The 24,917-nt window shown below is 57.9% G+C and carries 24 protein-coding genes; 6 read left to right on the top strand and 18 right to left on the bottom strand.

Annotated features, from left to right (window positions below; all coding sequences use genetic code 11):
• Positions 1 to 232: 232 nt before the first annotated feature.
• The 6 genes from ACFQW4_RS00225 to ACFQW4_RS00200 form a co-directional block, all read right to left on the bottom strand.
• The gene (locus tag ACFQW4_RS00225) at positions 233 to 937 is read right to left on the bottom strand and encodes an ABC transporter ATP-binding protein (protein WP_101761710.1); all 705 of its coding nucleotides are present in this window, start codon (positions 935 to 937) and stop codon (positions 233 to 235) included.
• Positions 930 to 1,661 carry an ATP-binding cassette domain-containing protein gene (locus ACFQW4_RS00220; protein ID WP_137387268.1) on the bottom strand — a complete coding sequence of 244 codons (732 nt, stop codon included), beginning with the start codon at positions 1,659 to 1,661 and terminating at the stop codon, positions 930 to 932. Before ACFQW4_RS00220 ends, ACFQW4_RS00225 begins: the two co-directional genes overlap by 8 nt.
• On the bottom strand, positions 1,658 to 2,668 hold the full coding sequence (locus ACFQW4_RS00215; protein WP_377723017.1) for a branched-chain amino acid ABC transporter permease: 1,011 nt from the start codon (positions 2,666 to 2,668) through the stop codon (positions 1,658 to 1,660). Before ACFQW4_RS00215 ends, ACFQW4_RS00220 begins: the two co-directional genes overlap by 4 nt.
• Positions 2,668 to 3,537, bottom strand: a complete 870-nt coding sequence (locus tag ACFQW4_RS00210) for a branched-chain amino acid ABC transporter permease (RefSeq protein ID WP_192234635.1) — start codon at positions 3,535 to 3,537, stop codon at positions 2,668 to 2,670. Before ACFQW4_RS00210 ends, ACFQW4_RS00215 begins: the two co-directional genes overlap by 1 nt.
• 11 nt (positions 3,538 to 3,548) lie before the next feature.
• Positions 3,549 to 4,790 (bottom strand): ABC transporter substrate-binding protein, encoded by a 1,242-nt coding sequence (locus tag ACFQW4_RS00205; protein WP_377723014.1) that lies wholly within the window; start codon positions 4,788 to 4,790, stop codon positions 3,549 to 3,551.
• A 291-nt stretch (positions 4,791 to 5,081) separates the two neighbouring features.
• On the bottom strand, positions 5,082 to 6,194 hold the full coding sequence (locus ACFQW4_RS00200) for a lactonase family protein (RefSeq protein ID WP_217548450.1): 1,113 nt from the start codon (positions 6,192 to 6,194) through the stop codon (positions 5,082 to 5,084).
• Between the two features lie 388 nt (positions 6,195 to 6,582).
• On the opposite strand from ACFQW4_RS00200, the gene ACFQW4_RS00195 reads away from it, so the two are divergent.
• Entirely contained in the window at positions 6,583 to 7,221 is a 639-nt protein-coding gene (locus ACFQW4_RS00195; protein ID WP_101761716.1) for a LysE family translocator, read from the top strand.
• Positions 7,222 to 7,257: 36 nt separating this feature from the next.
• On the opposite strand, the gene ACFQW4_RS00190 is transcribed toward ACFQW4_RS00195, so the two are convergent.
• The 4 genes from ACFQW4_RS00190 to ACFQW4_RS00175 all read right to left on the bottom strand — a co-directional run bounded on the left by ACFQW4_RS00190 (position 7,258) and on the right by ACFQW4_RS00175 (position 12,522).
• The gene (locus ACFQW4_RS00190; protein WP_101761717.1) at positions 7,258 to 8,058 is read right to left on the bottom strand and encodes an inositol monophosphatase family protein; all 801 of its coding nucleotides are present in this window, start codon (positions 8,056 to 8,058) and stop codon (positions 7,258 to 7,260) included.
• 14 nt (positions 8,059 to 8,072) lie between these two features.
• Positions 8,073 to 9,134 carry an ABC transporter ATP-binding protein gene (locus tag ACFQW4_RS00185; RefSeq protein WP_061719127.1) on the bottom strand — a complete coding sequence of 354 codons (1,062 nt, stop codon included), beginning with the start codon at positions 9,132 to 9,134 and terminating at the stop codon, positions 8,073 to 8,075.
• The gene (locus ACFQW4_RS00180; protein WP_377723010.1) at positions 9,131 to 11,353 is read right to left on the bottom strand and encodes an ABC transporter permease; all 2,223 of its coding nucleotides are present in this window, start codon (positions 11,351 to 11,353) and stop codon (positions 9,131 to 9,133) included. The genes ACFQW4_RS00185 and ACFQW4_RS00180 overlap by 4 nt, the downstream gene beginning before the upstream one ends.
• A 140-nt stretch (positions 11,354 to 11,493) precedes the next feature.
• Complete coding sequence (locus ACFQW4_RS00175) at positions 11,494 to 12,522, bottom strand: ABC transporter substrate-binding protein (RefSeq protein WP_377723008.1); 1,029 nt, start codon at positions 12,520 to 12,522, stop codon at positions 11,494 to 11,496.
• A gap of 217 nt (positions 12,523 to 12,739) precedes the next feature.
• Between ACFQW4_RS00175 and ACFQW4_RS00170 the strand changes: the two genes are divergently transcribed.
• A complete protein-coding gene (locus ACFQW4_RS00170) occupies positions 12,740 to 13,774 on the top strand; it encodes a LacI family DNA-binding transcriptional regulator (RefSeq protein WP_101761719.1) in 1,035 nt (344 codons plus the stop codon).
• Here ACFQW4_RS00170 and ACFQW4_RS00165 read toward each other — a convergent pair.
• Complete coding sequence (locus ACFQW4_RS00165) at positions 13,732 to 14,667, bottom strand: LysR family transcriptional regulator (RefSeq protein ID WP_377723006.1); 936 nt, start codon at positions 14,665 to 14,667, stop codon at positions 13,732 to 13,734. The two genes, ACFQW4_RS00170 and ACFQW4_RS00165, sit on opposite strands and share 43 nt — an antisense overlap.
• A gap of 132 nt (positions 14,668 to 14,799) precedes the next feature.
• Here ACFQW4_RS00165 and ACFQW4_RS00160 point away from each other — a divergent pair, with 132 nt between their 5' ends.
• Positions 14,800 to 15,480: an SDR family oxidoreductase gene (locus ACFQW4_RS00160; RefSeq protein WP_377723004.1), complete on the top strand. Its 681-nt coding sequence runs from the start codon at positions 14,800 to 14,802 to the stop codon at positions 15,478 to 15,480.
• 30 nt (positions 15,481 to 15,510) lie between these two features.
• Here the strand turns inward: ACFQW4_RS00160 and ACFQW4_RS00155 are convergent, their stop codons facing one another.
• Positions 15,511 to 15,930, bottom strand: a complete 420-nt coding sequence (locus ACFQW4_RS00155) for a LysR family transcriptional regulator (protein ID WP_377723969.1) — start codon at positions 15,928 to 15,930, stop codon at positions 15,511 to 15,513.
• A 133-nt stretch (positions 15,931 to 16,063) separates the two neighbouring features.
• Here ACFQW4_RS00155 and ACFQW4_RS00150 point away from each other — a divergent pair, with 133 nt between their 5' ends.
• Together ACFQW4_RS00150 and ACFQW4_RS00145 are read left to right on the top strand one after the other, a co-directional pair.
• Positions 16,064 to 16,885: an MBL fold metallo-hydrolase gene (locus ACFQW4_RS00150; RefSeq protein ID WP_377723002.1), complete on the top strand. Its 822-nt coding sequence runs from the start codon at positions 16,064 to 16,066 to the stop codon at positions 16,883 to 16,885.
• Between the two features lie 4 nt (positions 16,886 to 16,889).
• Positions 16,890 to 18,212, top strand: coding sequence for an amidase (locus ACFQW4_RS00145; protein ID WP_377723001.1), 1,323 nt, complete (start codon positions 16,890 to 16,892; stop codon positions 18,210 to 18,212).
• A gap of 135 nt (positions 18,213 to 18,347) precedes the next feature.
• On the opposite strand, the gene ACFQW4_RS00140 is transcribed toward ACFQW4_RS00145, so the two are convergent.
• From ACFQW4_RS00140 to ACFQW4_RS00125, 4 genes are read right to left on the bottom strand one after another with little or no spacing between them, the layout of a single operon-like run.
• Positions 18,348 to 18,755: a DUF2000 family protein gene (locus tag ACFQW4_RS00140; protein WP_101761723.1), complete on the bottom strand. Its 408-nt coding sequence runs from the start codon at positions 18,753 to 18,755 to the stop codon at positions 18,348 to 18,350.
• 34 nt (positions 18,756 to 18,789) lie between these two features.
• The gene (locus ACFQW4_RS00135; RefSeq protein ID WP_101761724.1) at positions 18,790 to 19,647 is read right to left on the bottom strand and encodes an AraC family transcriptional regulator; all 858 of its coding nucleotides are present in this window, start codon (positions 19,645 to 19,647) and stop codon (positions 18,790 to 18,792) included.
• Positions 19,648 to 19,668: 21 nt separating this feature from the next.
• Positions 19,669 to 20,967, bottom strand: coding sequence for an SLC13 family permease (locus ACFQW4_RS00130; RefSeq protein ID WP_377722999.1), 1,299 nt, complete (start codon positions 20,965 to 20,967; stop codon positions 19,669 to 19,671).
• Between the two features lie 58 nt (positions 20,968 to 21,025).
• Entirely contained in the window at positions 21,026 to 21,925 is a 900-nt protein-coding gene (locus ACFQW4_RS00125) for a LysR substrate-binding domain-containing protein (protein ID WP_377722997.1), read from the bottom strand.
• A gap of 99 nt (positions 21,926 to 22,024) precedes the next feature.
• Between ACFQW4_RS00125 and ACFQW4_RS00120 the strand changes: the two genes are divergently transcribed.
• The gene (locus tag ACFQW4_RS00120) at positions 22,025 to 22,795 is read left to right on the top strand and encodes a 2OG-Fe(II) oxygenase (protein ID WP_377722995.1); all 771 of its coding nucleotides are present in this window, start codon (positions 22,025 to 22,027) and stop codon (positions 22,793 to 22,795) included.
• On the opposite strand, the gene ACFQW4_RS00115 is transcribed toward ACFQW4_RS00120, so the two are convergent.
• Together ACFQW4_RS00115 and ACFQW4_RS00110 are read right to left on the bottom strand one after the other, a co-directional pair.
• Positions 22,790 to 23,863, bottom strand: a complete 1,074-nt coding sequence (locus tag ACFQW4_RS00115) for a DUF2817 domain-containing protein (protein ID WP_377723967.1) — start codon at positions 23,861 to 23,863, stop codon at positions 22,790 to 22,792. The genes ACFQW4_RS00120 and ACFQW4_RS00115 overlap by 6 nt on opposite strands.
• Before the next feature lie 73 nt (positions 23,864 to 23,936).
• On the bottom strand, positions 23,937 to 24,707 hold the full coding sequence (locus ACFQW4_RS00110; protein ID WP_192413220.1) for a transporter substrate-binding domain-containing protein: 771 nt from the start codon (positions 24,705 to 24,707) through the stop codon (positions 23,937 to 23,939).
• Positions 24,708 to 24,917: the final 210 nt, after the last annotated feature.

The raw sequence follows: 24,917 nt of genomic DNA, 5'->3' as shown, positions 1-24,917 counted from the left end.
CCCTATGCGCATCCTGAATGAGGAAAGCTCACAGTAAGCGAGCGGATGCGTTAACGCTTTGCTGATGCTGCCGGGTGCTGTGTCAGGGCGGACAATGTCCGCTGCGCGCTGATGCCCTCACCCCGGCCCTCTCCCACAGGGAAAGGGAGACACTGCCATATACGAGCCCGCTCAATCTGTCCCCTCTCCCGCCTGCGGGAGAGGGCTAGGGTGAGGGCAATTGCAAAACAACTCAAGCATGAAACCCCAAAAACTGCTCCGCCACGCTAGCGCTCGACTGGGTTTTCGGATCGATCCTCTGCACAATCTGCCCCTTTTCAATCACATGAATCTGGTCAGAGAGCGCGTATAGAAACTCGATATCCTGCTCCACCAGAATGATCGAAATATCCATCTCATGCCGCAGCCGTCGTAACGTCTCGATGATCTCCTCGCAGATATTCGGTTGAATCCCTTCCGTTGGCTCATCCAGCAGCACCAGCTGCGGCTGGCCGCACAGGCAGCGCGCCAGCGCCAATAGCTGCTGTTCGCCGCCTGATAGCGCACCGCCGGGCTGCGCCAGCAGGCGTTTCAGGCGCGGAAAATACGCCAGCATCTGCTCGATAATCTCTCCGGCGCGGGAAAAATGTTTCACGCAGCCCATGCGCAGATTTTCCTCAACCGTCAGCTGCGGGAAAATCTGTCGGCCTTGCGGCACAAAACCGATGCCCGCCACCGCCCGCTGGTGCGCCTGATAACGGGTAATATCGATGCCGTTCAGCGCGATCTGGCCTTGCCAGGCCGGCAGTTCGCCCATAATGGTGCGCAGCAGCGTGGTTTTGCCCATGCCGTTGCGGCCCAGCACGCCGGTAAACGACTTCGCGCCGACAAACAGCTCGGATAAGTTCAGCACCGGAATCTTGTTGTAGCCCGAGACCATCTCTTTAATTTCAAGCATGTTTAATCTCCAGATTGCCGAGATACGCCTCTTTCACCCGCGGATTTTGCGTCACCTCGCGGAAGCTGCCTTCCGCCAGCACCGCGCCCTGGTTAAACACCGTCACCTGCTGCGCAATCATGCTGATGAACTCCATGTCGTGTTCCACCACCACCACCGTGCTCTGCTGATTAATCGCCTTGATCAGCTGCGCGGTTTTGCGCACTTCCTGATGCGTCATACCCGCCGCCGGTTCATCCAGCAGCACCAGCTGCGGTTTGGAGATCAGGATCATCCCCAGCTCCACCCACTGCCGCTGACCGTGCGCCAGTTCCGAGAGCACCGCATGTTGCAGATCGACCAGACCGATATCCTCCAGCACCTGTTCTATCGCCGCCGGCAGCGCCGCTTTCGCCAGCTTATTTGCTGCCGCCTGCCACAGGTTTTCCCGCACGCTTAAGCCTTCGAACACGCTCGGCACCTGAGTTTTAATGCCAATCCCCAAACGCGCGATTTCCCATGGCCGTTTGCCGGAGATCACCTGTTCGCGATAGCGGCACTCGCCGCGCGTCGGCGTGACCTGGCCGCTCAGCATCTTGAAGAAAGTGCTTTTGCCTGCGCCGTTAGGGCCGATCAGGCAGCGCAACTCACCTTCACGTAGGGTGAAATCCACCTCTTTCACCGCATGCACGCCGCCAAAACTGACGCCCATTTTGCGGGTTTCCAGTAACACGTTGGCCGTCATGGTTTCACCTCACTGACCTGCGCGCGGCTGGCAGGCGCGGCGGGACGCTTGCGCCGCCACAGGCGCTGCAACGTTGGCAGAATGCCGCCTGGAATCAGCAACACAAACACCGCCAGAATCACGCCGAGCACTAAGTTGACATCCACGGTTTGCTGCGCACCCAGCCGCGTCACCATCCACTGCAACAGCACGCAGCTGATCACCGGACCCAGCAGCGTGCCGCGGCCACCGACAATCACCCAGATGATGATCTGCGCCGACTGGCTGATGCTAAACACGCCGGGACTAACAAAGGCGCCCCAGTTGACGTACAAACAGCCCGCCAGTCCGGCAATGGCCGCGCCGATGGCGAAGGTTGCCAATTTATGCGCCGGCACGTTGTAGCCGAGCAATCCGGCGCGCTGCTCGTTCTCACGGATCGCCACCACGGTTTTGCCAAAACGGCTCAGCAGCACGAACTTCAGCAAGGCGTAGCACAGCGCCAGACATCCGGCGGTGACCATAAAGATCGCCTCCGGCTGGAACGGCAGGTTAAGCGTCGGCACCGAAGGAATGCCGTTAAAGCCGCCCAGCAACGCCTCGCCGATGTGGTATTCGCTGCCGGAGGTGGAGTTGACCCAGTTAAACAGCACCAGACTCACCGCCAGCGTGATGGCGCCGAGATAGACATCGCTGACGCCGCCATAAAAAATCACATAGCCGAGCAACAGCGAGAACAACGTTGGCAGCAGCACCGCCATCACCACCGCCCAGGTCGAATCGCCCCAGTTGATAGCGCAAATCGCATAGGTGTAGGCCCCTAAACCGAAAAACGCCGCCTGACCAAAGCACAGGATGCCGCCGTAGCCCCAGATGAATGCCAGGCTGAGCGACAACAAACCCATCACCAGAAACACCGTCAGCGACAGCAAGGTGTAGAGCTCAATCGCGCCTGACAGCCACAGCGCCACCAGCACCATCGCCAGTGAGATGACGATAATCTGGATCTTTTCCGAGAACAGTTTCATTACAGCGATCTCCTGAAGAAGCGTCCGGTGATGCCCTGCGGCAGCAAGCGCAGCAGCACAATGGCGCTCAGCAATAGCGCGACGGCACCAAACACCGGCGTGGAGAAGTAGGTCACCAGCTGCGAAATGGTGCCGAATAACGTCGAGGCGGAGAGCGTTCCGGCGATGATGGCGCTACCACCGCCAATCACCGTGATAAAGGCTTTGGCGATAAAGCTGACGCCAATGGTCGGGATCACGCCGGTAATCGGCGCTAACAGCGCGCCGCCTAAACCCGACAGCGCTGCGCCCAGGCCAAACGTCAGGCTGTAGATTTTGCCCGGATTGCTGCCGAGCGCCGCCGCCATGCGCGCATTCTGCATGGTGGCACGCGCGCACAAACCTAAAGTGGTGAAGCGCAACAGCAACCACAGCGCGCCGAGCAAGCCGATCGCAAACACAATCATGAACAGCGAATAACCGCTGGTGCTGTAGCTGCCGATGCTGACGCTGGGCAGCGGTGAACTGATGCCCAGCGTGGTATTGCCGAACAGCATGGTGGCGGCACCAATCAGTGCCAGACTCAGCCCCCATGTCGCCAGCATGGTGTCGATCATCCGCCCGTACAGATGACGGATAATTACGCGCTCAATCACCGCGCCAAACACCCCCACAGTGAGCGGCGCAATCACCAGCATCGAGATCCAGATCGGCACGCCCCACTGATTGGTGGCGAGAATGGCGCTGTAGCCGCCAAGCATCATGAATTCGCCGTGCGCCATATTGACGATTTTCATCATGCCGAACACCACCGCCAGCCCGACGCTCATGATCACCAGCACGGCGATGGCATTGAGCACTTCAATGGCGTAGATAATGAACAGATCCATAGCGGCTCCTGTCACAGCTCAATTTGATACTGTTTGGTATCGCGCGGGTTTTTCTTCAGATCGCACACCATCGCGGTATCCACCGGCGCTTGATCGGTGAAGGTTTGCAGAATTTTCATCTGATGGTTTTCCACTTCGGCGATATGCACATCCAGCGAACAGTGATGCGTGGCCGGATCCACGCTCAGCTTGCCGCTCGGCGAGGTCAGCGTGACGCCGGACTCCAGCGCCTCGATCACCTTCATGCGCTCGATATCGCCCGCTTTGCGCACCCCTTCCGCCCAGATCAACATGCCCTGATAAGCGCCCATCGCCAGGTCGCTGATGTACGGCGTATTGGCGCCGTAGCGCGCATGGAATCGCTCAACGAAAGCTTTGTTTTCCGGTGAGGGGATTTCCTGCATATAGTTGGCGGCAACCAGAATGCCGTTGCTCTCTTCCGGCGACAGAATGATATGTTCGTTGCCGCCGCCAAACACCGTGGAGGCAATCGGGATCTTGCCGCTCATACCAGCCGCATGCCACTGGCGATAGAAGGAGATGTGCGCGCCACCGACCAGCGCTGACCACACCATGTCGGGTTTGGCGCTCTGGATTTTAGAGATCGCCGCACCAAAATCGGTAACATCCAGCGGGAAGAATTCAACCGTTACCACTTCACCGCCATTATCGTGCACCGACTTTTTCACCCACGCCGAGACGATTTGGCCGTAGTTATAATCCGCCGCCAGCACGTAGACTTTTTTGCCCCACTTCTTCACCGCGTAAGGCACCAGCTTTTCCACGGTTTGTGCTGGCGTAGAACCGGATGAGAAGTAATTGCGATCGCACACGCCGCCTTCATATTGCGCCGGATAAAAATAGAGTGAACGAAAACGATCCAATACCGGACGAATAACCTCACGCGAGGCCGAGGTAATACCGCCATGCACCACCGCCACTTTATCTTTCAGCGCCGCCTGCTGCGCATATTGCGCATAAAGCTGCATATTGGATTGCGCATCGTAATTAATCACCTGCAACGGTCGACCTAATAAACCACCCGCCGCGTTAATCTCTTCTGCCGCCAGATTAATGGCGTTCGACATCGGCTTACCGTAAATATCGAGCCCGCCGGATAAGTCGAGAATACTGGCGATTTTGATGGCGTCTTTGCTGTCGGCGGCGAAAGAGAATTGAGGCGCAACGCCTGCAGCCAAGCCTAATGCCGAAACGGCTGAACCCTGGATAAATGAACGACGACTAATAGCCATAGCAACCTCTTGAAAAGAGAAGGATCAAACAGGAGTGTTTCCGGGAGGCCGGAGAGAATAAAAGCGATCTACAGACGGCGCTGTCTGCATTGAAAAGAGGGTTGCCACATCGTTGGGGCGTTGTTTTTAATAAAGCAAGAAGTGGGCCAAATTAATTAGACTCTGCACATTCACGTAGCGGCGCGATTCATTGCGCGATAAATCGCGCCGCTACGACAACGTGCGCACTGTTAAATGGCAATGGGCACCAATTAGGTGCGAGGTCGCCCTTCATGGCGACCTCAATAACACTCAATTAAAAAACTTAATATCCGTCGGCGTGGCAATCTTCGCCACTTCACCCGCGGCTTTCAGCACACCGCTCTGTTCATCGAAATGGAACAGGGTGATGTTATTGGTAAACACGTTCGCCACATAAAGGTATTTGCCGCTGGCATCAAAGGCGAAAGCGCGCGGTTCAATGCCATCCGCTTTATAGCGCACCGGCGATCCCAGTGAACCATCCTGCTCAATGCGGAACACCACTAAGCTGTTATCCGATCCACGATTAGCGGCTATCACAAATTTGCCGTTCGGGCTGAGGATAATGCCGCCGCCGCTGCGATACTCGGCGCTGCTGTTTTCCGTATTCAGTTTGACGCTAGATTGCTGCTGCAGACGATCGTCCTTAACCGCAAACACCACCACTTCACCGGCCATTTCGGTAATGACATAGGCGTGTTTACCATCCAGTGAAAACACCATGTGGCGCGGGCCCGATCCGGCCGGGAAGGTGACATCGCGTGAAGTATCCGCTTGCAGCGGCTGAGCGTTGCCCGCGTGATAGGCATAAGCGTGCAGTTTGTCGCCGCCGAGATCTGCAGCGTAAAGGTATTTGCCATCATGAGTGAAGGTGGTGGAGTGCGCATGCCCGCTATCCTGACGATCTTTCACTGCCCCGCTGCCGCTGGCGAACGGGAAATTCTGTACCTGCTCGCCGAGCGAACCGTCGTGATGAATCGGGAATACCGCCACGCTGGCACCGCCTTTAGCCACCGAGTAGTTGGCGACAAACAGGAATTTCCCGTCCGGGCTAATGGTGGCATGCGTCGGCTGCTGGCCGTGGCTATCCACCGCGTTAATCACGCGCACTTCGCCGCCGTGATCAATCGCCAGTGCAGTGACGGCACCGGCGTTTTCTTCGTTAGTGGTATAGGCAAAACGTCCATCGTGCGATTTCACAATCCACGATGGGCTTTTCATTTTGATGAAATCGAGCGGCGTCAGCGTGCCGTCGCTATTGACCTTCAAACGGTATAAACCTTCGCTGGGATGACCTGGATTTTGCACTAACGGCGCATCCGGGATGCTGGTCCATGTGCCCACTAAAGCCGTTTGGTTATGATGTTCCGCTGCAGTTGCCATTGCACTTCCCGCTAATGTGAAAACAGCTAGCGATAATGCCACGCTTAAACGTGACGCCATACCGCCAGACACCGTTTTATTGTGATTTTTCATTGTGGTACCCACCATAATCGGAATGTTCTTTATAAAAATCGTTCGCAGAGTTGGATTTTTTATTGTGATTGCGGCTAATGCTGCAGGCCGCATAACGACTATAGTGGGGTTGCTTTGATTCGCGGCGAACAGGCGTGATCGTGTTCACATTATCGGGGATTTATCCGCCGGTAGAGCACGATTACCTCCAAACGTGGCAGCCGGAATAGCACAAATGCGTAATTCTTATTATTACTGCGTTTTCCTGCATGCTTTAATACAGCCCTATTAACATGCCAGGGATGCTGACGTTGCTATGCTGCAGTTTTCAAATGGTTTTCTGCTGAGTTTGTCGTTATGCCTTGATATTGGTCTCGCCAATATCGCCATGATCACGCTGGCGATGCAGCGCGGCTATTTTCACGGTTTTTGGTTGGGGATTGGCACCTGCATTGGTGACTTAATCTATGCGGTGCTGGCGCTGGCGGGCATGGCGATAGTGCTGCAATTCACCGCCGTGCGCTGGGTATTGTGGATTGGCGGCGGTGTGATGCTGCTGTGGTTTGCCGGGAAAATGCTGTATGCGGCGTTGCAAAAGCAGGCTGCACTGCCGGAAACCGAACAACAGCCCTATCGATCGCTGCTGCGCGAGTTCAGTCGTGGCGTGATGCTGGCGATGTCATCGCCGACTGCAATTTTGTGGTTTGCCAGCGTCGGCGGTGCGTTGATTTCTCGCATGGGACACGGCAGCGCGGCGGCAACCTCATCGTTTCTTGGCGGCTTCTTTATTGCGGGCGTAGTGTGGACCTGCGTGCTGTGCCTGGTAGGGAGCATGGGCGGCAAGCTGCTGGGGCAGCGTTTGTTGAAGTATTCCTATCTTGCTTCGGCGTTGATTTTTGTTTATTTCGCCATCTATGTGATTTGGTCGGGTTACCGGGAATTTATTCTGGTTTGATAGAAGGTCGCCATTCAATGGCGACCGCAACCAACATCACAACCCGGCAATCCGCTTCAAATCCGCTTCCGCGCCTGGCGCAACCGCCAATACCTGTGCGCCTTTCAACAATCGTTCACCTTCGGTATTGAACGGGTGATACCAGCCGCCCGCTTCTTTCACCAGGCAATAACCGGCCAGGCAATCCCACGCATGCATGTACGGTTCGTAATAACCGACCACGCGCCCAGCCGCGACCCACGCCAGCATCAATGCGCCGGACCCAATGCGAATAAAATTCCCACCCGCCGCCAGCAGCGAGGCGAGGATTTTTCCTACTTCATCCGGGCTGACGTGGCTGTTGGCACCAAAACCGGTGACATGATTTTGCAGCGTGCGCGACGCATCCACCTGCAAGCGCTTGCCGTTGAGCGTGGCGCCCTGACCCATCGCCGCCACGTAGCACTCCTGATAAGTGGGCGCGAAAATCACGCCAATCACCGGCACGCCGTCATGCAGCACCGCCACGGACACGCACCAGTTCGGCATGCCGTTAAGGAACGGGCTGGTACCGTCGATCGGATCGACCACCCACGTATAACCCGATGAACCTTCCTGCAATCCGTACTCTTCGCCGAGGAAACCGTCGTCGGCAAACTGCGCGCGAATTTGCTGGTCGATCATCTGCTCCACTTCGCGGTCAGCGCGCGACACCACATCCTGCAAATCGTATTTGGTCTCCACCACCAAGGTTTCACGCTGATGGAAATACTCCAGTGCCTTCGCGCCGCCGGCGCGTGCCACCTTCTCCGCCAGAATCAGGCGCGATAACAGCGGGTCATTGTCTAATTCACTCATCATCCATCCTTACATTAACCGGCAATCAGGGCCAAACCCTGAGGTTTAAAATCAATCGCGACGTTCGAGGCCAGCGGCAACTGCTGCTCCATCTCGGCATCGACAATAAACAGTGAACCCAATTCGGTGGCGACTTCATATTCGATATGGTCGCCGAGCCACGTGCTGTGCGTCACTTCGCCGCGCAGTGCACCTGCGCCTTCTCCGCGCAGGGTGATGAATTGCGGTCGCACCGACAGCTGTGCTGCGCCGGTTTTCAGGCCGTTGCCGCGCACGCGATAGCGCTGGCTGCCGAGTCGCACCAGCGCTTCGCTGCCATCAAGCTGCTCCACTTCGCATGGCAGGATATTGGCCTCGCCCATAAAGTCGGCGATAAACACCGAGTTCGGCGCGTGATAAAGACTTTCCGGCGCGCCCTGCTGGGCAATATCCCCCTCTTTCATGACAATAATCTTATCGGAGACCGCCAGCGCCTCTTCCTGATCGTGCGTGACGTACACCGCGGTGAAGCCGAGCCGCTGTTGCAGATCGCGGATATCGGTGCGCACCCGGCGACGCAAACGCTCATCGAGATTCGAGAGCGGTTCATCCAGCAGCAGCACCTGCGGCTCCAGTACCAGCGCGCGCGCCACCGCAATGCGCTGCTGCTGCCCGCCGGAGAGCTCAGACGGCAATCGCTGGCCCTGATGTTCGAGGCCCACCAGCTTCAACCCTTCGCGCGCGCGGTCCTGCGCTTCACGCTTATTCATACCCGACGACTGCAAGCCATACATGATGTTGTCGAGCGCGCTCATGTGCGGGAACAGTGCGTAAGACTGAAACACCATCGCCACGTCGCGCTCGTTGGCGGGCAAGTTGGTGACATCTTTGCCGCCAATCAAGATGCGCCCGGCGCTGGGATGCTCGAGCCCGGCCAGCAGGCGCAGCGTGGTGGTTTTGCCGCAGCCGGATGGACCCAGCAGTGTTACCAGCGTGCCGGGCTCCACCGTCAGCGAGAGATCGGGAATGGCATCAAAACCGGCAAAGCGTTTCGAGACGTGTTCAAACACCACAGATCCAGCGGTTACGCGTGTCATACGGCTCTCTCCTGCGTTAATGAGGTTGTTGCGGGCGGCACCGCAATATCGACCGGACGGGCCACGCGGCGCAAACGCCGTTCGCCCACCAGCCACTGGAACATGCCGATGATCAGCAGCATCACCACAATCAAGACGGTTGAGTAAGCAATCGCCACACCGTATTCGCCGTTTTCCACCAGCCCGACGATGTAAGAGGTTGCCATGTTGTATTGCGCGCTGACGAGGAAGATCACCGCACTGATTGAGGTAATGGCACGCACGAAGGCATAGACCAGCGCGGCGCTGATGGCGGGTTTCAGCAGCGGCAGTACCACTTTGCGCAGCGTGCGGAAGCTGTTGGCCCCGAGCGTTAATGACGCTTCATCCAGACTTTTATCCAGCTGGCTCATCGCTGCGATGCCGCCGCGCACGCCGACCGGCATGTTGCGGAACACAAAGCAGGCTACCAGGATCATCGCGGTACCGGTGATCTCCAGCGGCGGCAGGTTATAGGCCATCACATAACTCACGCCGATCACCGTGCCGGGAATGGCGAAGCTCAGCATCAGCAGGAACTCGAAGGTCTGACGACCGGCAAACTTCTGCCGCACAATCAGCCATGCGGTGAGCAGGCCGACAATCGCCGTCAGCGGCGCGGCAATCAGCGCGATCTCCAGCGTGGTCCAGAACGAGTTCCACGCCACGCCGCTCCACAGCAGATGCCCGTCGCTGAAGCTGACGCCGAAGGCGCGCACGTAATGCTCGATGGTCAGCGCATCATTCAATCCCCACGACTGCACAAACCCGCCGACCACAATCATGCCGTAGATCACCAGCGTGAACAGGCCCCACGGAATCACCATGCCGTACACGCCAAAGCGCAGCACGCGCGGCAGCTGCACATGTTTGCCGCCGTCGCCTTTGCCGGTGACGGTGGCGAAGTTTTTACCGCCGAGCCACCAGCGCTGCAGCACAAAGGCCGTCAGCGTGAAGCACAGCAGAATCATCGCCAGCACCGCCGCACGACTTGGATCGTTCTGCGCGCCAACTACCGAGAAGAAGATCTCCGTGGAGAGCACGCCGTGACTGCCGCCCAGCACCATCGGATTACCAAAATCGGCCATGCTTTCGATAAAGCTGATCAGGAAAGCGTTGGCTAAACCCGGCGCCATCAGCGGCAGCGAGACGCGCGTAAAGGTGCGCCAGCGATTGGCACGCAGCGTTTGTGATGCCTCTTCCAGCGACGGACTAACACCTTCCACCACGCCAATCAGCACCAGAAACGCGATCGGCGTAAACGACAGCACCTGCGCAATCCAGATGCCGGTTAAGCCATACAGCCAGCGGCCCGGTTCGATGCCAAACAGCGCCGCCAGATGTTCGGTTACCACGCCGGAGCGACCAAACAGCAGGATCAGCGCCAGACCAATGACAAACGGTGGCGTGATGATCGGCAGAATGGTCAGCATGCGCAGTGCTTTCTTAAAAGGCAGCGGCGTGCGCGTAGCGGCTAAGGCAAACGCCAAACCGAGCAGCGTTGATCCGGCGGCAGTCATCAGCGCCAGCCACAACGTGCGCCATGCGGTGCCGCAGGTGCCGCCCGACAAGCAGGACAAGCTCCAGATCGACGGATCCTGAATGTTGCTGATTAAGCCATCCGGTTTGAAGCTGCCGTCTACGTCCTGCACCGACACCACAAACATGCTCAGCACCGGATAGAGCACAAAGATGCTCACCAGCGCGGTGAGCAGCACCAGCGACGCCACCACAAAGGCGTCGCCTTTCATCACGCCGCGTTCAGCCAGCGCGAAGGAGAACAGCAGCAGAAAAGTGGTCAGCAACAGCAGCGCACCTGCGCCCATTGCCGGCTGGCCGGATGCGAGCGTGCCGAAGCGGTTTTCCAGCCACAGCCAGCTCCAGCCGCTGTAGCCAATGGCGTGACCTTCGATGATGAGGAACAGCACGCCAAGTGCGCTGAACAGCAGCAGCAAACGGCTGCGCGCCGCGCCCGGCAGGAGGCCGCAGCCAGCGCACAGCACAAACAGCGCGATGGCGATGATGAGCCACGGATGTTCGCCCACTTGCCACAACGCAGGCGCGTTGGCGCTATCGCTCCACAGGCTGGTTAACCAGCCGCGGCTGAAGAAACCGGCTTCCAGGCTGAACCACGGCAGCAGCAGTAACGCCACTGCGCCGATGAGCAGCGCGCCTGTCAGACGACGATTATTTGCATTCATCCAATCCCCCAAAACGTCATTGCGTGCACGTATGCGTAGCGGCGCGATTTCTCGCGCGTTTTTGCTTTTCAACATTCGAACCGCATGCACCGACGAACAACGCGCAATAAATTGCGCCGCTACGGTGTGCGCAAATTCTGTTACTGCGCGCTGGCACCAATCTCTTTATCCCAACGTCCCAGTAACGCTTTACGTTTGGCCGAATCGCCGAAGGTCTTGAAGTCGTAATCGATCAGTTTGATGTTCTCAAAGCGCGGCGCGTACTCTGAAATCTCCGCGTTGCGGTTCGACGGCAGCTGGAAGGATTTGGCCTCTTTCATATGCGATTGCGCTTCGGCGCTCAGCGCCCAGTCGTACCAGACTTTGGCGTTAGCGAGATTGCGCGCTCCTTTAACAATCGACATTGAGCCAATCTCATAGCCGGTGCCTTCACAGGGCGCGACGGTCTTGATCGGGAAACCGTCGACTTCCATCGCCACCGCATCATGCATAAACACAATGCCAACGGTGGTTTCGCCACGCGCCGCCGATTTCACCGGCGCCGAGCCGGATTTGGTGTACTGCGAAATATTGGCGTTGAGTTTTTTCAGGTAATCAAAGGCCTGATCTTCACCCATGATCTGCACCAGCGTCGCCAGCGTGTTGTACGCCGTGCCCGACGAGTTCGGGTTGGCGATCTGAATTTCTCCTTTGAAGCTTGGGTCCAGCAAATCGGCCCAGCATTTCGGCTCTTTCAGCTTTTTCGACGCCAGTAATTTGGTGTTGTAACCCCAACCGAGCGCGCCGGCGTATATGCCCACCGTGCGGTAATGGGAGTTTTCCGCCTGCTTCTGCGCCCAATCCTGCTGCTGATCGAGCAGCGGCGATTTGTACGGCTGCGTCAGCCCCTCTTCCGCCGCCTGCATATGCGGATCGCCGGTGCCCGCCCACCAGATATCAGTGCGCGGATTGCGTGCTTCGCTGCGCAGGCGTGCATAAGCTTCGCCCGCCGAGAGGCGCACCATGCTGACTTTGATATCCGGATGTGCCTTGCTGAAGATGTTGGTCATGTGCTCGCACACCACCACATCGGCGGAGCAGACCATGTTCAGATTGCCCGCCGCCGAAGCGGCAAAAGGTATGGCAGTGCAACAGAGGGATAGCGCGATGGCCATTGAGGTGACTCGCATAGTGTTCTCCTGGATTGTAGGGTTGGTGCTTCATTGGCACCTTTTCTTGCACGTGTGTGCAAAGTAGTAATGAACAAGAAATGTCCTGTCAAACACCACGCTGCGCAATTGTTAGGCGATGTCACAAAAATGCAACAAATGAGATCTAAAGCGGTTTGCACAGCTTTGCAATCTGAGGCAGACTCAGTTGCAGCCAGATTGTGAAGAGGTGTTGAACATGCAGCATGAGAAAGCGGTGGTGAGCGCGCAGGATGTCGCTGAACGCGCGGGCGTATCGCGCTCAGCGGTGTCGCGCGCGTTTACGCCGGGCGCCAGCGTGTCACCGGCAACGCGAGAACGGGTGATGAAGGCGGCGGAAGAGTTGGGGTATCACGTCAATCATCTGGCGCGCGGTCTGGTGCGCAATCGCAGCAGCATTGTCTGCCTGATCGTCTCGGAAATCGCCACGCCCTATCGCGCCAGTCTGGTGCGCTGGCTGACGCAGTTTTTGCAGGAAGCAGGCAAAGTGGCGATGCTGATCAACACCGATCGCTCGGATAACAGCGTTTCGGCGGCGCTGCAGCAGGCGATTAATTTCCGCGCCGATGCCTCAATCATTCTCTCCGGCATGCCGGATCGCACCATCACGCGCCAATGCTATAAACACGGTCAGCGCATCATTTTGATCAACCGCGATGAAGCGTTGCCGGGCTCGCTGAGCATCAATCTCGATGCCGAAAGCGCCGCGCAAACGGCGGTAATGGCGTTTCAGCGCGCCGGTTGTCAGCATCTGGCGTTTGCCAATTCGCTGGCGGGCACGCCGAGCCTGAAAAAGCGCGAAGACACCTTTGTGCTGGCGGCCGAACGGGCGGGATTAACCGTGACCATCGAACGTTTTGGTACCACCTCTTACGAGAGCGGGCAGATTCTGGCGCACCGCTTGCTGACGCGTCATCAGCGACCCGACGGCGTGTTTTGCGTCACCGATTTGGTGGCCTGCGGCTTTATGGATGAAGCGCGCCACCGCTTTGCGCTGCGCGTGCCGGAAGATCTCTGTTTGATCGGTTACGACAACATCGCGCAGGCCGGCTGGTCATCCTACAATCTCACCACGTTTTCCCAACCGGTTGAGCAGTTCGCGCAGGACGCGGTGAAGTGGTTGATACACACCGAGCAGGAGGAAACCGGCTTCACGCCGCAAGGTGAACAGCAGCACGAAAGCCTGCTGTATCAGGCTGATGTGGTGTGGCGTGGTTCGGTGCGCGGCGGCTGACAAACATTTTTTACCACGCCGCGTAACCAACGATGCGCCGCGTCATTTTCCAGTCGCGGATGCCACAGTTGTGACACGGTCATTTCTGGCGTAGCGAACGGCAGTTCAAACATCGCTAAGCGGGTGCTGTTTTTGATCAACGGATGATGCAGAAACAGCGAACGCGGCACCAAAGCGATGTGATCCGATTCCTGCGCCAGCGCCACCGCGCTGGAGAATGCCGCTACCACCGCCGCCACCTTGCGGGTTAATCCTGCCTGCTGCAGCGCATCGTGAATCGGCCCGCCAAGCTCACCGCGCCGTGACGCCACGATATGACCAAAGGCCGCGAACTGGGTAATATCCAACTGCTGCGTGAGCGGATGCCCGGCGCGCACCACGCCAACGAAGCTATCGCGGAACAGCGCCTGCAGGCGAATCTCCGGGCCCATATTGGCCAGGACGCCAATCTCCAGATCGATGTTGCCTTCGCGCAAATCGCGCGCGCTTTTCTCCGGCTTGGGCACAAAACTGAGCCACGCGTGCGGCGCCTGGTGCGCCACGGCAGCGATGAGCGCGCTGCCAAAGGCTTCGACGAACCCTTCATTGGTGCGCAGGGTGAAGCAGCGGTCTAGCTGATGCAGATCCAGCGACTGCGCCGTTGGGCTTAACACCGCACGCGCCTCGCGTACCGTGTGATGCGTGCGCTCGCGGATCGCTTCGGCATAAGGTGTCAGCACCATGTTGCGTCCGGCGCGCACTAACAGCGCATCGCCGGTGGTGGCACGTAAGCGTCCCAGCGTGCGGCTCATCGCCGATTCGCTTAAGCCCAAGCGACGCGCAGCGCCAATCACGCTGCCTTCAATCAGCAGCGCATCCAAAGCAATTAACAGATTCAGGTCGGCATCATTCATGCGGTCTATCCTCGCCGATTCAGCGCAGTGAGACAAGGCGTTTGGTGCAGGTTAATACTGCGAGTGCTGCGCGTTCCGCCTGCCCTCGCCCGGCGCTACACTCTTCTTATCGCAAACACCGTGGAGAACAACATGAAGATATTACTGATTGGCGCATCGCGTGGCCTGGGTTTGGCACTGGCGGAAACCATGCTGCAGCGCGGTTATCAGGTGGTCGCCACCGGACGTGAAAACTCGACAGGAAATTTACAACAACTGGCCGATCGCTTCCCCGCACAGTTGACGGTGGAAAGCGTGGATATCAATGAACCGGAACAGGTCGCAGCGCTGCATACGCGGCTGGCGGATTGGCAGTTCGATATGCTGTTCGTCAACGCAGGGGTGAAAAATGATGACCGCGAAACCATCGCCGATGTTTCCACCGAAGAGTTCACCCGCGTGATGGTGACTAACGCGCTAAGCCCGTTGCGGGTGATTGAAACCTTTAAAGATCGCGTTACGCCCAGCGGCACTCTTGCGGTGATGTCATCTGGCCAGGGCAGTTTGACCAACAACACCAACGGTAATTACGAGGTGTATCGCGGCAGCAAAGCGGCGCTAAATATGTTTATGCGCAGCTTCGCCGCACGTAGCGGCGGCGAGCGCACGTTATTGTTGATGGCACCCGGCTGGGTGCGCACCGATATGGGCGGCCCGGAAGCGCGCCTGACCATTGAGGAGAGCATTCCGAACTTGCTGAACACTATGGAAAGCTACGCTGGGCGACGCGGAATTCATTATCTGGATTATTTAGGGCGTGTGGTGCCGTGGTAAACGTGAAGGTCGCCATTTATGGCGACCTCATCAAAGCGGCTTACTCTTTATCAGCCCGCGCAGCCTCTCCCGCAGCCAGCGGCTGGCGGCATCTTCGCTGCGCGCGTTATGCCACAGCAGCGACACTTCATAATCCGGCATATTGACCGGCACTGGCGCGGCGCTCAGGTCATACAAATCGCACCAGGATGGCACCAAACCCTGCGGCACCGTAGCGAACAGCGGCAAACGCTTAAGCAGCATGGCAACGCGGAGAAATTTGGCGTCACATAGCGCACGCGCCGCGCCACACCTTGTTGCTGCAGCTGCCGATCCAGCGCGCACAAATAGCGGATCGTCAAACATCTCGCGCAGCCGTTTTAACGCCGCGCTCACCGCCGCTTGTCCAAGATAGAGCCGATTTGCCGCCTGCGTGACACTGCGCACCTCGTACATCACCAGCAACACCACCAGCAAATTCAGGTCGATGCGCGAAAAATCATTTTCGTTGATGCTTTGAATGATTCTAATCGATTTAAATAATGATCGTGCCGCCAGTATAGTGAGGCTTCTTCGCTGCCATCAAAAAATTTAGGAGCCCCTGATGACGATTCGCGTCGGCGAATGCCTGATTACTAAAGTAAGCGAACAAACCGCCGCCTTCCCGCTGGGCGTGCTGTTTACGCCACATCGCGCGGAAATGAGTGACGAATTAGCTGAGCAGCCCGCCGAAATGTCGATTCATAGCTGGGTGGTGCGCACCGGTGAACACACCATCATTATCGATACCGCCACCGGCAACGGCCGCAATCGCGACAACAAGCCATTATTTCACCAGCTGAACACGCCGTATGCCACAAACCTCGCGCAGGCGGGCGTTGATCCAGCGGAAGTGACGCTGGTGTTGATGACGCACATTCATACCGATCACGTTGGCTGGAATACGCATCAGCGTGATGGCGAATGGCTGCCAATGTTCCCGAATGCGCGCTATATCTGCTCGGCGCGGGAACTGGCGCACTGTCAACAGAATCCGGCGGCGCAGGAGCTCTATCGCGACAGCATTCTGCCGCTTATCGGGAGCGGCCAGCTTGAGACTATCAACGTTCAGAATTCACCTTTGTTTGCTGGCGTGCTGCGCTATCTCTCCACGCCCGGTCACAGCGTTGATCATGCCTCGATCGTGCTGGAAAGCGCCGGTGAATCGGCCATCTTTGCTGGCGACGTGATGCATAATGCCATCCAGTTTCAGTATCCGCACTGGAACTCACTGTTTTGCGAGAATAAAGCGCTGGCGGTCACTTCACGGCAACGGGTGGTGGACTGGTGCGCACAACATCAGGCAATCTGGTTCAGCACCCACTTTACTGGCAGCGCGTGCGGACGCGTCACGCGCGACGGGCAATGGATTCCGCTGGAGGTTTAACCTGATGCAATACGCTGATTATCTCACCGCTTCGATTAACGATTTACAGCAGGCGCTGACCCAGCACAGGGTGAGCGCGCGCCAGTTAGCCACCTTCGCGCTGCAGCGCATTGCCGAGGTGGATCAGCCGCGCTACAACGCCATCACCTGGCTGTTTGCCGAACAAGCCTTAGCGGCAGCGGACGCCAGCGATGCGCGTCGTCAGCGCGGCGAGGTAGCGGGACCGCTGGAAGGGATTCCAGTGCTGATTAAAGACAATATCGAAGTGCAGGGCTGGCCGACCAGCGCCGGTTCGGTGCTGCTGCGTGAGGTTATCGCCAGCGACGATGCGCCGCTGGTTACCCGACTTAGAAAAGCAGGCGCGATTATGATCGGCAAAACCGCCATGCATGAGCTGGCGGCGGGCATTACCGGCGCGTCGTCGTTAAGCGGATTTACCCACAATGCGTGGGTTGATGGCCGCTCGCCGGGCGGATCGAGCAGCGGTTCCGCCGTGGCGGTCGCAGCCGGTTATGTGCCGCTGGCGATCGGCAGCGATACCGCCGGATCGGTGCGCATTCCGGCAGCGTTTAACCATCTTTTTGGCCTGCGCATGACGCGCGGTGCAATCAGCACTGACGGCATTGTGCCGCTGTCGCCAACTCAGGATATTCCCGGCCCGCTGGCGCGGTCGGTGGCGGATTTACGTTTAGCGTCTGAAATTCTCAGCGGACAACAGTTTGCGGAGAGCGATGAGCCGCTGCGCATCGGCATCTGGCTGGAAGGGTTTGCTGCCGATGAAGGCGAGATTAACCAGGCGGTGCGCGCGGCGCTGGCGGATTTCGCGCCGCGTGAGGTGAGTTATCCGCAGCTGGAGACGTTGGCCGCCGACGCCAATATCATCGGCTACGAATTTGCCGCTGCGCTGGCGGCGTATCTGGCGGATAAATCGCAGGCGCAGGTCCGCACGCTGGCGGAAGTGGTGGCGTCCGGGCGCTATCATCCTCAGCTGGAAACGGTGTTTACCACGCGGGCCCAGCATCCGGGCGTTGAGAGTGAAGGTTACCGGCGGGTGCAGCAGCGTCAGCGCGATCTGTATTTGCAGCTGGCTGAATTTTTCGCCGCGCAGCAGATCAATCTGTTGGCTTATCCGGTGGTGCGCCGTGCGCCGGTTAAGCACGGTGAGATGCAGGATAGCAGCAACGCGCTGATTTCAGCGGTGACCGGCGCACCGGCGATCAGCATTCCAGCGGGATTCAGCGCCGCAGGTTTGCCGATTGGGCTGGAGCTGCTGGCGCTGCGTGGGCGGGAAGATTTGTTGCTGAGCGCGGCGGATAAGTTTGTTTAGTATTGCCCTCACCCTGGCCCTCTCCCGCCCGCGTGAGAGGGAATGAGTAGGTGGAGCGAATGATCATCTACTAAGCCGCACAATCGGTTCCCTCTCCCGCCCGCGGGAGAGGGTTAGTGTGAGGGAAAACGTGCTTTACCCGTGCAACGCCAATCCCTTAATCGCCTTATCCACCGCCTTCTTCGGGCCGCGCAGCGCAATGCCGACCAGATTCAAATGATCAGCATCCTCCGCCATAAACACTTCGCGGTTCGCCGCGTCGTGGCCGGTAGAAAACATCGCTTCCACGTAAGGAATAATGGTTAACTCGCGCTCCAGTCCCTGACGGTGCGCACGCTGCAAACCGGCCAAATCCCCGGCAAACACCAGCATCGGTTGGCCCGCCATGTTGCCGTATTGTCGCGCTTTGGCATCAACATAGGGTTCGCCCATCATCTCGGGGGCGGCGGACGCCACGCCGGTAGCGAGGAACGCCACCACATTCAGGCGCTGCCAGGTGGCTAAATCATCACGTACGATCAGGGCGATTTTGGTATCAAACATCTGCAACAACTCTCCAATGACAACGAAAACCTCATCATCTAAGAGCAGGCGGGGAAGCGTATAGAACGTTTGTGCACTGACGTTGATAAGCGGCGGGCGTCATGCGATAGGCGCGCTGAAACCAACGGCCCAAATGACTTTGATCGGCAAATCCAACCTGCGCCGCCACCTGCACCGGCTCAATGCCCTGCGCCAGCAACGCGCGCGCGCTGCGCAAACGCAAACGCACCAGATAGGCATGCGGCGATTGGCCGAACGCCTGTTTGAACTGGCGCGTCAGGCGAAATCGATCAATGCCGGAAAGGCGCGACAGCTCATCCAGACCAATATCCTGCGCCATAAAATCGTGCAGATAGTCGCGCAGCAGCTGCATCTGACGCATCGCTTCGCTGTGCTGCAGGCTGGGTTTGGTATCCAGATGGCGTGACAGCAGGGTGAGCAAATGATCGAGGCTTTGATCGCGCGCCAACCGCCCTTCACCCTGATGTACGGCAAACCAGGCTTGCTGAATGGCGCTGGCTAACAGCGCATCGTCAGTCAACGTGTGGCGGAAAGCGCCTTCGATATTCGACACATCGCCCAAGCCGCGACGCTGCATCATCTCCGCCACCCAGCTTTGCGGCAGATAGAGCATCACGTAGGTGAAACCCTCGGCGTCCGGCGCATGGCCATCATGTACCGCACCCGGTTCAATCAGAATCGCCCGGCCCGGCGTGCTGGTGTGCAGCGAACGGTGGCAGTTGAAGCGCTGTAAACCTTGTTGCGTCACGCCCACCAGCAGTTCGTCATGATCGTGCGGATCGTAAGCGTGTCCGCGAAAGTGCGCGTTGACGCTTTCAATTCCGGTCTCATCATCACGACGAAAATCAACCCAATCATTATTGGCTGGCATAGGCAATCTCTGGCAAAGACATCAGGCATAGCCTAGCAGCCGAAACCACAGATAATCCAGCGGTAACAGCAACACCGCGCTAAGCAGAAAAATCAGTGCGCACAGCTGTAAACCGGCCTTCGCCGGAACGTTGCCGAGTCCCATCGCCACCACCACCGGCGATGCCTGATACGGCAGCAGCGGCGTAGCGTAGGCAAACACCTGCAACATGATCACGGTGAGCAGCGGAAAGCCAGACGCGTTCGCCAGTTCTTGCGCCATCGGCGTCACCATCGCCGGTACGCCGTTGGCGGTGAGCACGAAATTCAGTAGCGACACCAGCGCATTGAGCACCGCGAAATTGCTGAAGGATGGGTGTTCGTGCAGCGGCAAAACGTTAAGCAGCGCATTGGCGATCATCCGTCCCAGGCCTGAATCCACTACCAGCGTGGCGACGCCAAGAATCCCGGCAATGTAAATGCAGGTGCGGAAATTTACCCCGCTGGCAAAGTCCTCGCTGGAGATAAAACCTACGCGCGGCAATAAACAGATACAGGCTGCTGCCAATCCCACCCACGCAGCCGGTAAGCCGTGTACGCTGTCGGTCATCCACAGCAGCAAGGTGATCGCCAGCAGGCCAATCAAGCGCCATTCGCTGCGGCTAAGCGCGGTTAAGCTGTCGCGCTGGTGGACCGCTTTGGGCTGCGCGTGAAACAGAAACAGCAGGCAACCTATCATCAACAAGCCCTTAACGACGCCCACCACCGGCATATGCAGCAACCACCACGGCAACCATTGCAGATGTAACTGATACGCGCTTTCCGCCGCGCCGCTCAGCACCAGATTCGGCACGTTGGCGGGCAAAATACTGGCGGAGAGCTGGAAGGTGCCAAATCCCACTGCCAGCGCCAGGCCAATACTGCCGCGGCTGCCCGCTTTGATTCCTGCGCGTTCGCCCATCGCCAGCACCACCGGCATCAGCAGCGCGATGCGTCCCATATTTGAGGGCATAACAAACGCCAGCAGATAAGTCAGCAGCACGGTTCCCGCAATCATACGCGGCCAGCTTTGGCTAAGCGGCACCACCAGCCAGTTCGCCCAGCGCTGCGCCAGACCAACTTTGCGGATCGCCGCGCCCAGCACAAATCCGCTGAGCACCAGCCAAAACGCCGACGAGGCAAAACCGCTGAATATGCTGCTGGCAGGAGCCAACTTTAGCAACATCGCCGCCGTGAAAAACAGCAAAGCGGTAACGTATTCCGGCAAACGCGCGCTGGCCCATAGCAAAATGGTGCTGCCCACCACCAACGCGGTGAGCCAGAAGTTGAGATCTGTGGTCATTGGTGAACTCCCTTTCTTTTCCAGGTCGCCATAAAGGGCGATGCTACGAATGGGTATATTATCCCGCCAGCTGCGTGAGCCAGTGGATTAGCGCAGCGCTGCCCGGCTGGCTGAGCGAGCGCTGCGGCCAGACGAGGAAATAGGGTTTGCTGAGCGGCAAGCTAAGCGGATCGACAACCACCAGCTCGCCGCGCGCCAGTTCGTTGGCAATCAAACGCCGCTGACCGAGCAGCAAGCCCGCGCCTGCCACGGCGGCATCAATCGCCAGTGAGGTAAGATTGAAACTGAACGACGGCTGCGGCGGCGCATCGTCAATGCCTTTGGTCTGAAACCAGCTGCGCCAGTCAGGTAAGAAACGTCCTTCGTTGCCCCAGTCGAGCTGAATCAGCGGCGCATGCTGCAACACATCCATACCGGCAAAACGATGCAGTAGCGCCGGGCTCGCCACTGGCAACACCTCATCGAGAAACAGCAGCTGCTTGTCCAGCTGCGGATAGCGATCTTCGCCGAAACAGATGACAAAATCGGCTGGCGTGGCGTTGAAATCCACTTGCGTATGGGTGCCGTGCAGCGATAAATCAATTTCAGGACAGTGCGCGCGCCACTGCGCGATGTTCGGCAGCAGCCATTTTGAGGCCAGCGCCGGCAGCGAATAGAGCGTTAATCGCGGTGCCGACGCCGCATGGCGCAGGTTTTGCTGGCCGAGGTGCAGAATGTCGAACGCCTCAGTGACATAACGCAGATACTCTTTGCCCATCTCCGTCAGCATCACGCCGCTTTGTGTGCGCACAAACAGCGTGCTGCCCAATTGCTCTTCCAGCTGGCGAATTTGCTGGCTCACGGCGGCGGGCGTTAACGCCAGCTGCGCAGCCGCTTTCGCCAGGCTGCCCAGTTCCGCCGCCACTTTGAAGGATTGAATGACGCTGATTTTGGGCAAACGTGGTGATGGGGCGGGCATTAAGGTTTCCTTAGCAAGGTGTTAAATTTTTATCGTTACGTATTAACATATCAGCGAGTTACAGTCTTTACACACCTGTAACACATGAGAAGTAAAACTATGTCTGCCTTGATTCGTTTCGATCTGCATCCGCTGGCCGATGCCGACTGGCGTCGCACCTGCCGTGACCAACTTAATCAGCACGGCGCTTTAATTTTGCGTCAGTTCCTGCAGCCCGCTGCGCTGCAGGCCATCATTGCCGAAGGCGATGCGCAGCGCCATCTGGCGTATCACACCGCCAGCAAACACAACGTTTATCTGATGAAAAAAGATGAGGCTTTCAGCGCCGATCATCCGCGTAATCGCGATGTCATTAGCACCAAAGGCTGCATCACCGATGATGTGATTGCCGCCGATTCGCCGCTGCGCCAGCTCTACAACGATGAACTGTTCAAAAGCTTCCTGTGCGATGTGCTGGGTGAAGAGGCGCTCTATCCGTATGCCGATCCGCTTTCGTCGATCAATCTGCACTACGCGCCCGACGGCCAGGAACTGGGCTGGCACTTTGATAACTCGTCGTTCGCCATCACGCTGCTGGTGCAGAAACCGCGCGCCGGCGCCGTGTTCCAGTATGTGAAAGATCTGCGCGATGCCGATGCCGGTGAGATGAATTTCGACGGTGTGGCGGCGGTGCTGGATCAGCGCCAGCCGGTGGAAGCGCTGGCGATTGATGCCGGGGATCTGGTGCTGTTCCGTGGGCGCAATTCGCTGCATCGCGTTACGCCAACCGAAGGCGATATCACCCGCATGCTTGCGGTGCTGGCGTATAACACCGAGCCAGGCATTGCCCTGTCGGAAACCGCCCGCATGACGTTTTACGGACGCTTATAAATCGATTAACGCCCGCCAGCCACGCACAAAAATCTGCTGGGTGCGAAAAGCCACCAGCGCGCGCCAGTCAGCGTCGGCGGGCCAAAATCCTTCTACCAGCTCCTGCTTAATCGCCCGCCCGCTTTCACTGGCTGGATCGCCTTGCAGATGCAGCCAGTGATCGTCGCGCACGCGGCGATGCATCTCCTCGCCAGGATAGGTGCCGCACTCCACCACCAGCGGCAAAATCTGCGTCTTCGGTAGCGACGTCAGCAGAAATTGCGACACATAGCCGGTAGCCGTCGCGGTCACGCCGGTTTCGCTGTCGCGCCCTGCGCCGGTGAACAGCAGCGTTAACCATTCTCCATAAATCTCCTTGCCCCAGTCATGTGCGGCAAAACGCTGCTCGGCAATCGACAGCAGCATCGGATGTCCCCACGCGCCCGCGCCGGTGTGCAGATCGAAGCTGATGATGGTTTTGGCCTGCGACAAGTGATCGGCGATGATGGTTTGCAGCGTGCGGTACGACCAGCCTGGCTGTTGGCCGCCGAAGAAGAAACCGTCCGCCGCGCCATATTGCCCCGCTTCCACCACGCGTTTTATCGCCGGCCAACCGGCGCTGTTGAGCGCGTCAGCTAACAGCTTATCGGCGCGGGCACGTTCCCCGTGGTAAATGCCATGCCACGCGGCGTAATCGGGATTGGCGGGTGAAGGCTGTGAAAAATCGATAAAGTTGCGATTGAGGTCGATGTTGTCTTCATTGACGCGGCGTAAATGCGCCGCGCCCCACGGATTGAGCTGATGCAGCATCACGATAGCAGTATCCGCCGGCAGCGCCGTGAGGTTGAAGGTATCCAGCCAGGCGATCTGGCAATCGGAGCCGTAATAGCCTTCTACGCCGTGCGTGCCGGAGATCACCAGCATCAGCCGTGATGCGTTGACATCGCCGATTATCGCTACGTCAGTGAAAAGTTCCTCGCCCTGCGGACCGGGTAACGGATGCGCGTAGGACGTTAATGCGCCGTTTTGCCGTTTGACGGCGGCGAGAAAGCGGGCGCGTTGAGTTGGGTAGTGCGGTAAGTTCGTCATGATTTTTGAGTGAGTGTGGGTGCGGTTGGTGGGCAAGGTCGTCATCAATGGCGACCTTGCGTGCATATGACTTTTACGGATAGACCTTGAATTTGAAGTACTTCTTCGCCAGTTGGTCGTAAGTGCCGTTGCTGTGCAGTTCGGCCAGCGCGCTGTTGATCAACTTCAGATTGGCCGCATCGTCTTTACGCAATCCAATGCCCACGCCATTGCCCAACACCTCTTTATCCACCAGCGTGGCACTGATGACGTAGTCTTTGCCGGCTGGCGTGTTAAGAAAACCTTGTTCTGCCGAAACCGCATTGGCCAGGCTGGCGTCGAGCCGTCCCGCCACCAGGTCAGGGTAGATCTCCATCTGATTAGGGTAAGAAACCACACTCACGCCCTTGGTTGCCCACTGCGCTTTGGCGTAGGTTTCCTGAATGGTGCCCTGCGCGACGCCGATTCTTTTGCCGCGCAGCGCGTTAATGTCTCCCGTTAGCGGCGCTTTGGCGGGTGTAAGCAATGCGCTCGGCGTGACGTAAAGCATGTCGCTGAAAGCGACCTGCTCGCGGCGTTTCTCCGTCATCGACATCGCCGAAAGAATCGCATCAAACTTTCTCGCCTGCAGCGCCGGAATGCTGCCATCAAAACCAATCTGCACCCATTGGCACGTCACTTTGGCCTGGGCGCAGATCGCGTTGCCGAGATCGATATCAAAGCCCTGCAAAGAACCGTCGCTGGCTTTGGATTCAAACGGCGGGAACGTCGGATCAACGCCGAAACGCAAGGTTTGCTGGGCAAATGAAGCGTGGCTGAAAGCACTCAGCGAAAGCAGTAAGGCAAAGGACAAACTTTTCTTCATTGTTATCTCCGGCAGGTAGCTAAATTCACAACGTCATACAGAGTTAATAACATGGTGGACATGATCTCACTACAGAAATTACGGATTTAATGCAGAGGGAATACTTATTAAACAGAAGGGGTTAAGCGATTTTATCTTCGGCAGTAAGAGAATCTTAATGCCGAAGATGAACGTTATGCGGAAACAAACTTAGTTTGGATACACTTTATA

It is taken from the genome of Pantoea sp. GCM10028869 (genome assembly GCF_042666835.1).
Lineage (GTDB): Bacteria > Pseudomonadota > Gammaproteobacteria > Enterobacterales > Enterobacteriaceae > Pantoea > Pantoea leporis.
The sequence above is the reverse complement of the archived record's forward strand: the minus strand, read 5'-3'. Positions and strand labels throughout refer to the sequence as shown.

Bases quoted from the DNA above. Each gene is read 5' to 3' on its own strand.
- ACFQW4_RS00225 (WP_101761710.1), bottom strand. From the start codon at position 937: ATGCTTGAAATTAAAGAGATGGTCTCGGGCTACAACAAGATTCCGGTG.
- ACFQW4_RS00220 (WP_137387268.1), bottom strand. From the start codon at position 1,661: ATGACGGCCAACGTGTTACTGGAAACCCGCAAAATGGGCGTCAGTTTT.
- ACFQW4_RS00215 (WP_377723017.1), bottom strand. From the start codon at position 2,668: ATGAAACTGTTCTCGGAAAAGATCCAGATTATCGTCATCTCACTGGCG.
- ACFQW4_RS00210 (WP_192234635.1), bottom strand. From the start codon at position 3,537: ATGGATCTGTTCATTATCTACGCCATTGAAGTGCTCAATGCCATCGCC.
- ACFQW4_RS00205 (WP_377723014.1), bottom strand. From the start codon at position 4,790: ATGGCTATTAGTCGTCGTTCATTTATCCAGGGTTCAGCCGTTTCGGCA.
- ACFQW4_RS00200 (WP_217548450.1), bottom strand. From the start codon at position 6,194: ATGGCAACTGCAGCGGAACATCATAACCAAACGGCTTTAGTGGGCACA.
- ACFQW4_RS00195 (WP_101761716.1), top strand. From the start codon at position 6,583: ATGCTGCAGTTTTCAAATGGTTTTCTGCTGAGTTTGTCGTTATGCCTT.
- ACFQW4_RS00190 (WP_101761717.1), bottom strand. From the start codon at position 8,058: ATGAGTGAATTAGACAATGACCCGCTGTTATCGCGCCTGATTCTGGCG.
- ACFQW4_RS00185 (WP_061719127.1), bottom strand. From the start codon at position 9,134: ATGACACGCGTAACCGCTGGATCTGTGGTGTTTGAACACGTCTCGAAA.
- ACFQW4_RS00180 (WP_377723010.1), bottom strand. From the start codon at position 11,353: ATGAATGCAAATAATCGTCGTCTGACAGGCGCGCTGCTCATCGGCGCA.
- ACFQW4_RS00175 (WP_377723008.1), bottom strand. From the start codon at position 12,522: ATGCGAGTCACCTCAATGGCCATCGCGCTATCCCTCTGTTGCACTGCC.
- ACFQW4_RS00170 (WP_101761719.1), top strand. From the start codon at position 12,740: ATGCAGCATGAGAAAGCGGTGGTGAGCGCGCAGGATGTCGCTGAACGC.
- ACFQW4_RS00165 (WP_377723006.1), bottom strand. From the start codon at position 14,667: ATGAATGATGCCGACCTGAATCTGTTAATTGCTTTGGATGCGCTGCTG.
- ACFQW4_RS00160 (WP_377723004.1), top strand. From the start codon at position 14,800: ATGAAGATATTACTGATTGGCGCATCGCGTGGCCTGGGTTTGGCACTG.
- ACFQW4_RS00150 (WP_377723002.1), top strand. From the start codon at position 16,064: ATGACGATTCGCGTCGGCGAATGCCTGATTACTAAAGTAAGCGAACAA.
- ACFQW4_RS00145 (WP_377723001.1), top strand. From the start codon at position 16,890: ATGCAATACGCTGATTATCTCACCGCTTCGATTAACGATTTACAGCAG.
- ACFQW4_RS00140 (WP_101761723.1), bottom strand. From the start codon at position 18,755: ATGTTTGATACCAAAATCGCCCTGATCGTACGTGATGATTTAGCCACC.
- ACFQW4_RS00135 (WP_101761724.1), bottom strand. From the start codon at position 19,647: ATGCCAGCCAATAATGATTGGGTTGATTTTCGTCGTGATGATGAGACC.
- ACFQW4_RS00130 (WP_377722999.1), bottom strand. From the start codon at position 20,967: ATGACCACAGATCTCAACTTCTGGCTCACCGCGTTGGTGGTGGGCAGC.
- ACFQW4_RS00125 (WP_377722997.1), bottom strand. From the start codon at position 21,925: ATGCCCGCCCCATCACCACGTTTGCCCAAAATCAGCGTCATTCAATCC.
- ACFQW4_RS00120 (WP_377722995.1), top strand. From the start codon at position 22,025: ATGTCTGCCTTGATTCGTTTCGATCTGCATCCGCTGGCCGATGCCGAC.
- ACFQW4_RS00115 (WP_377723967.1), bottom strand. From the start codon at position 23,863: ATGACGAACTTACCGCACTACCCAACTCAACGCGCCCGCTTTCTCGCC.
- ACFQW4_RS00110 (WP_192413220.1), bottom strand. From the start codon at position 24,707: ATGAAGAAAAGTTTGTCCTTTGCCTTACTGCTTTCGCTGAGTGCTTTC.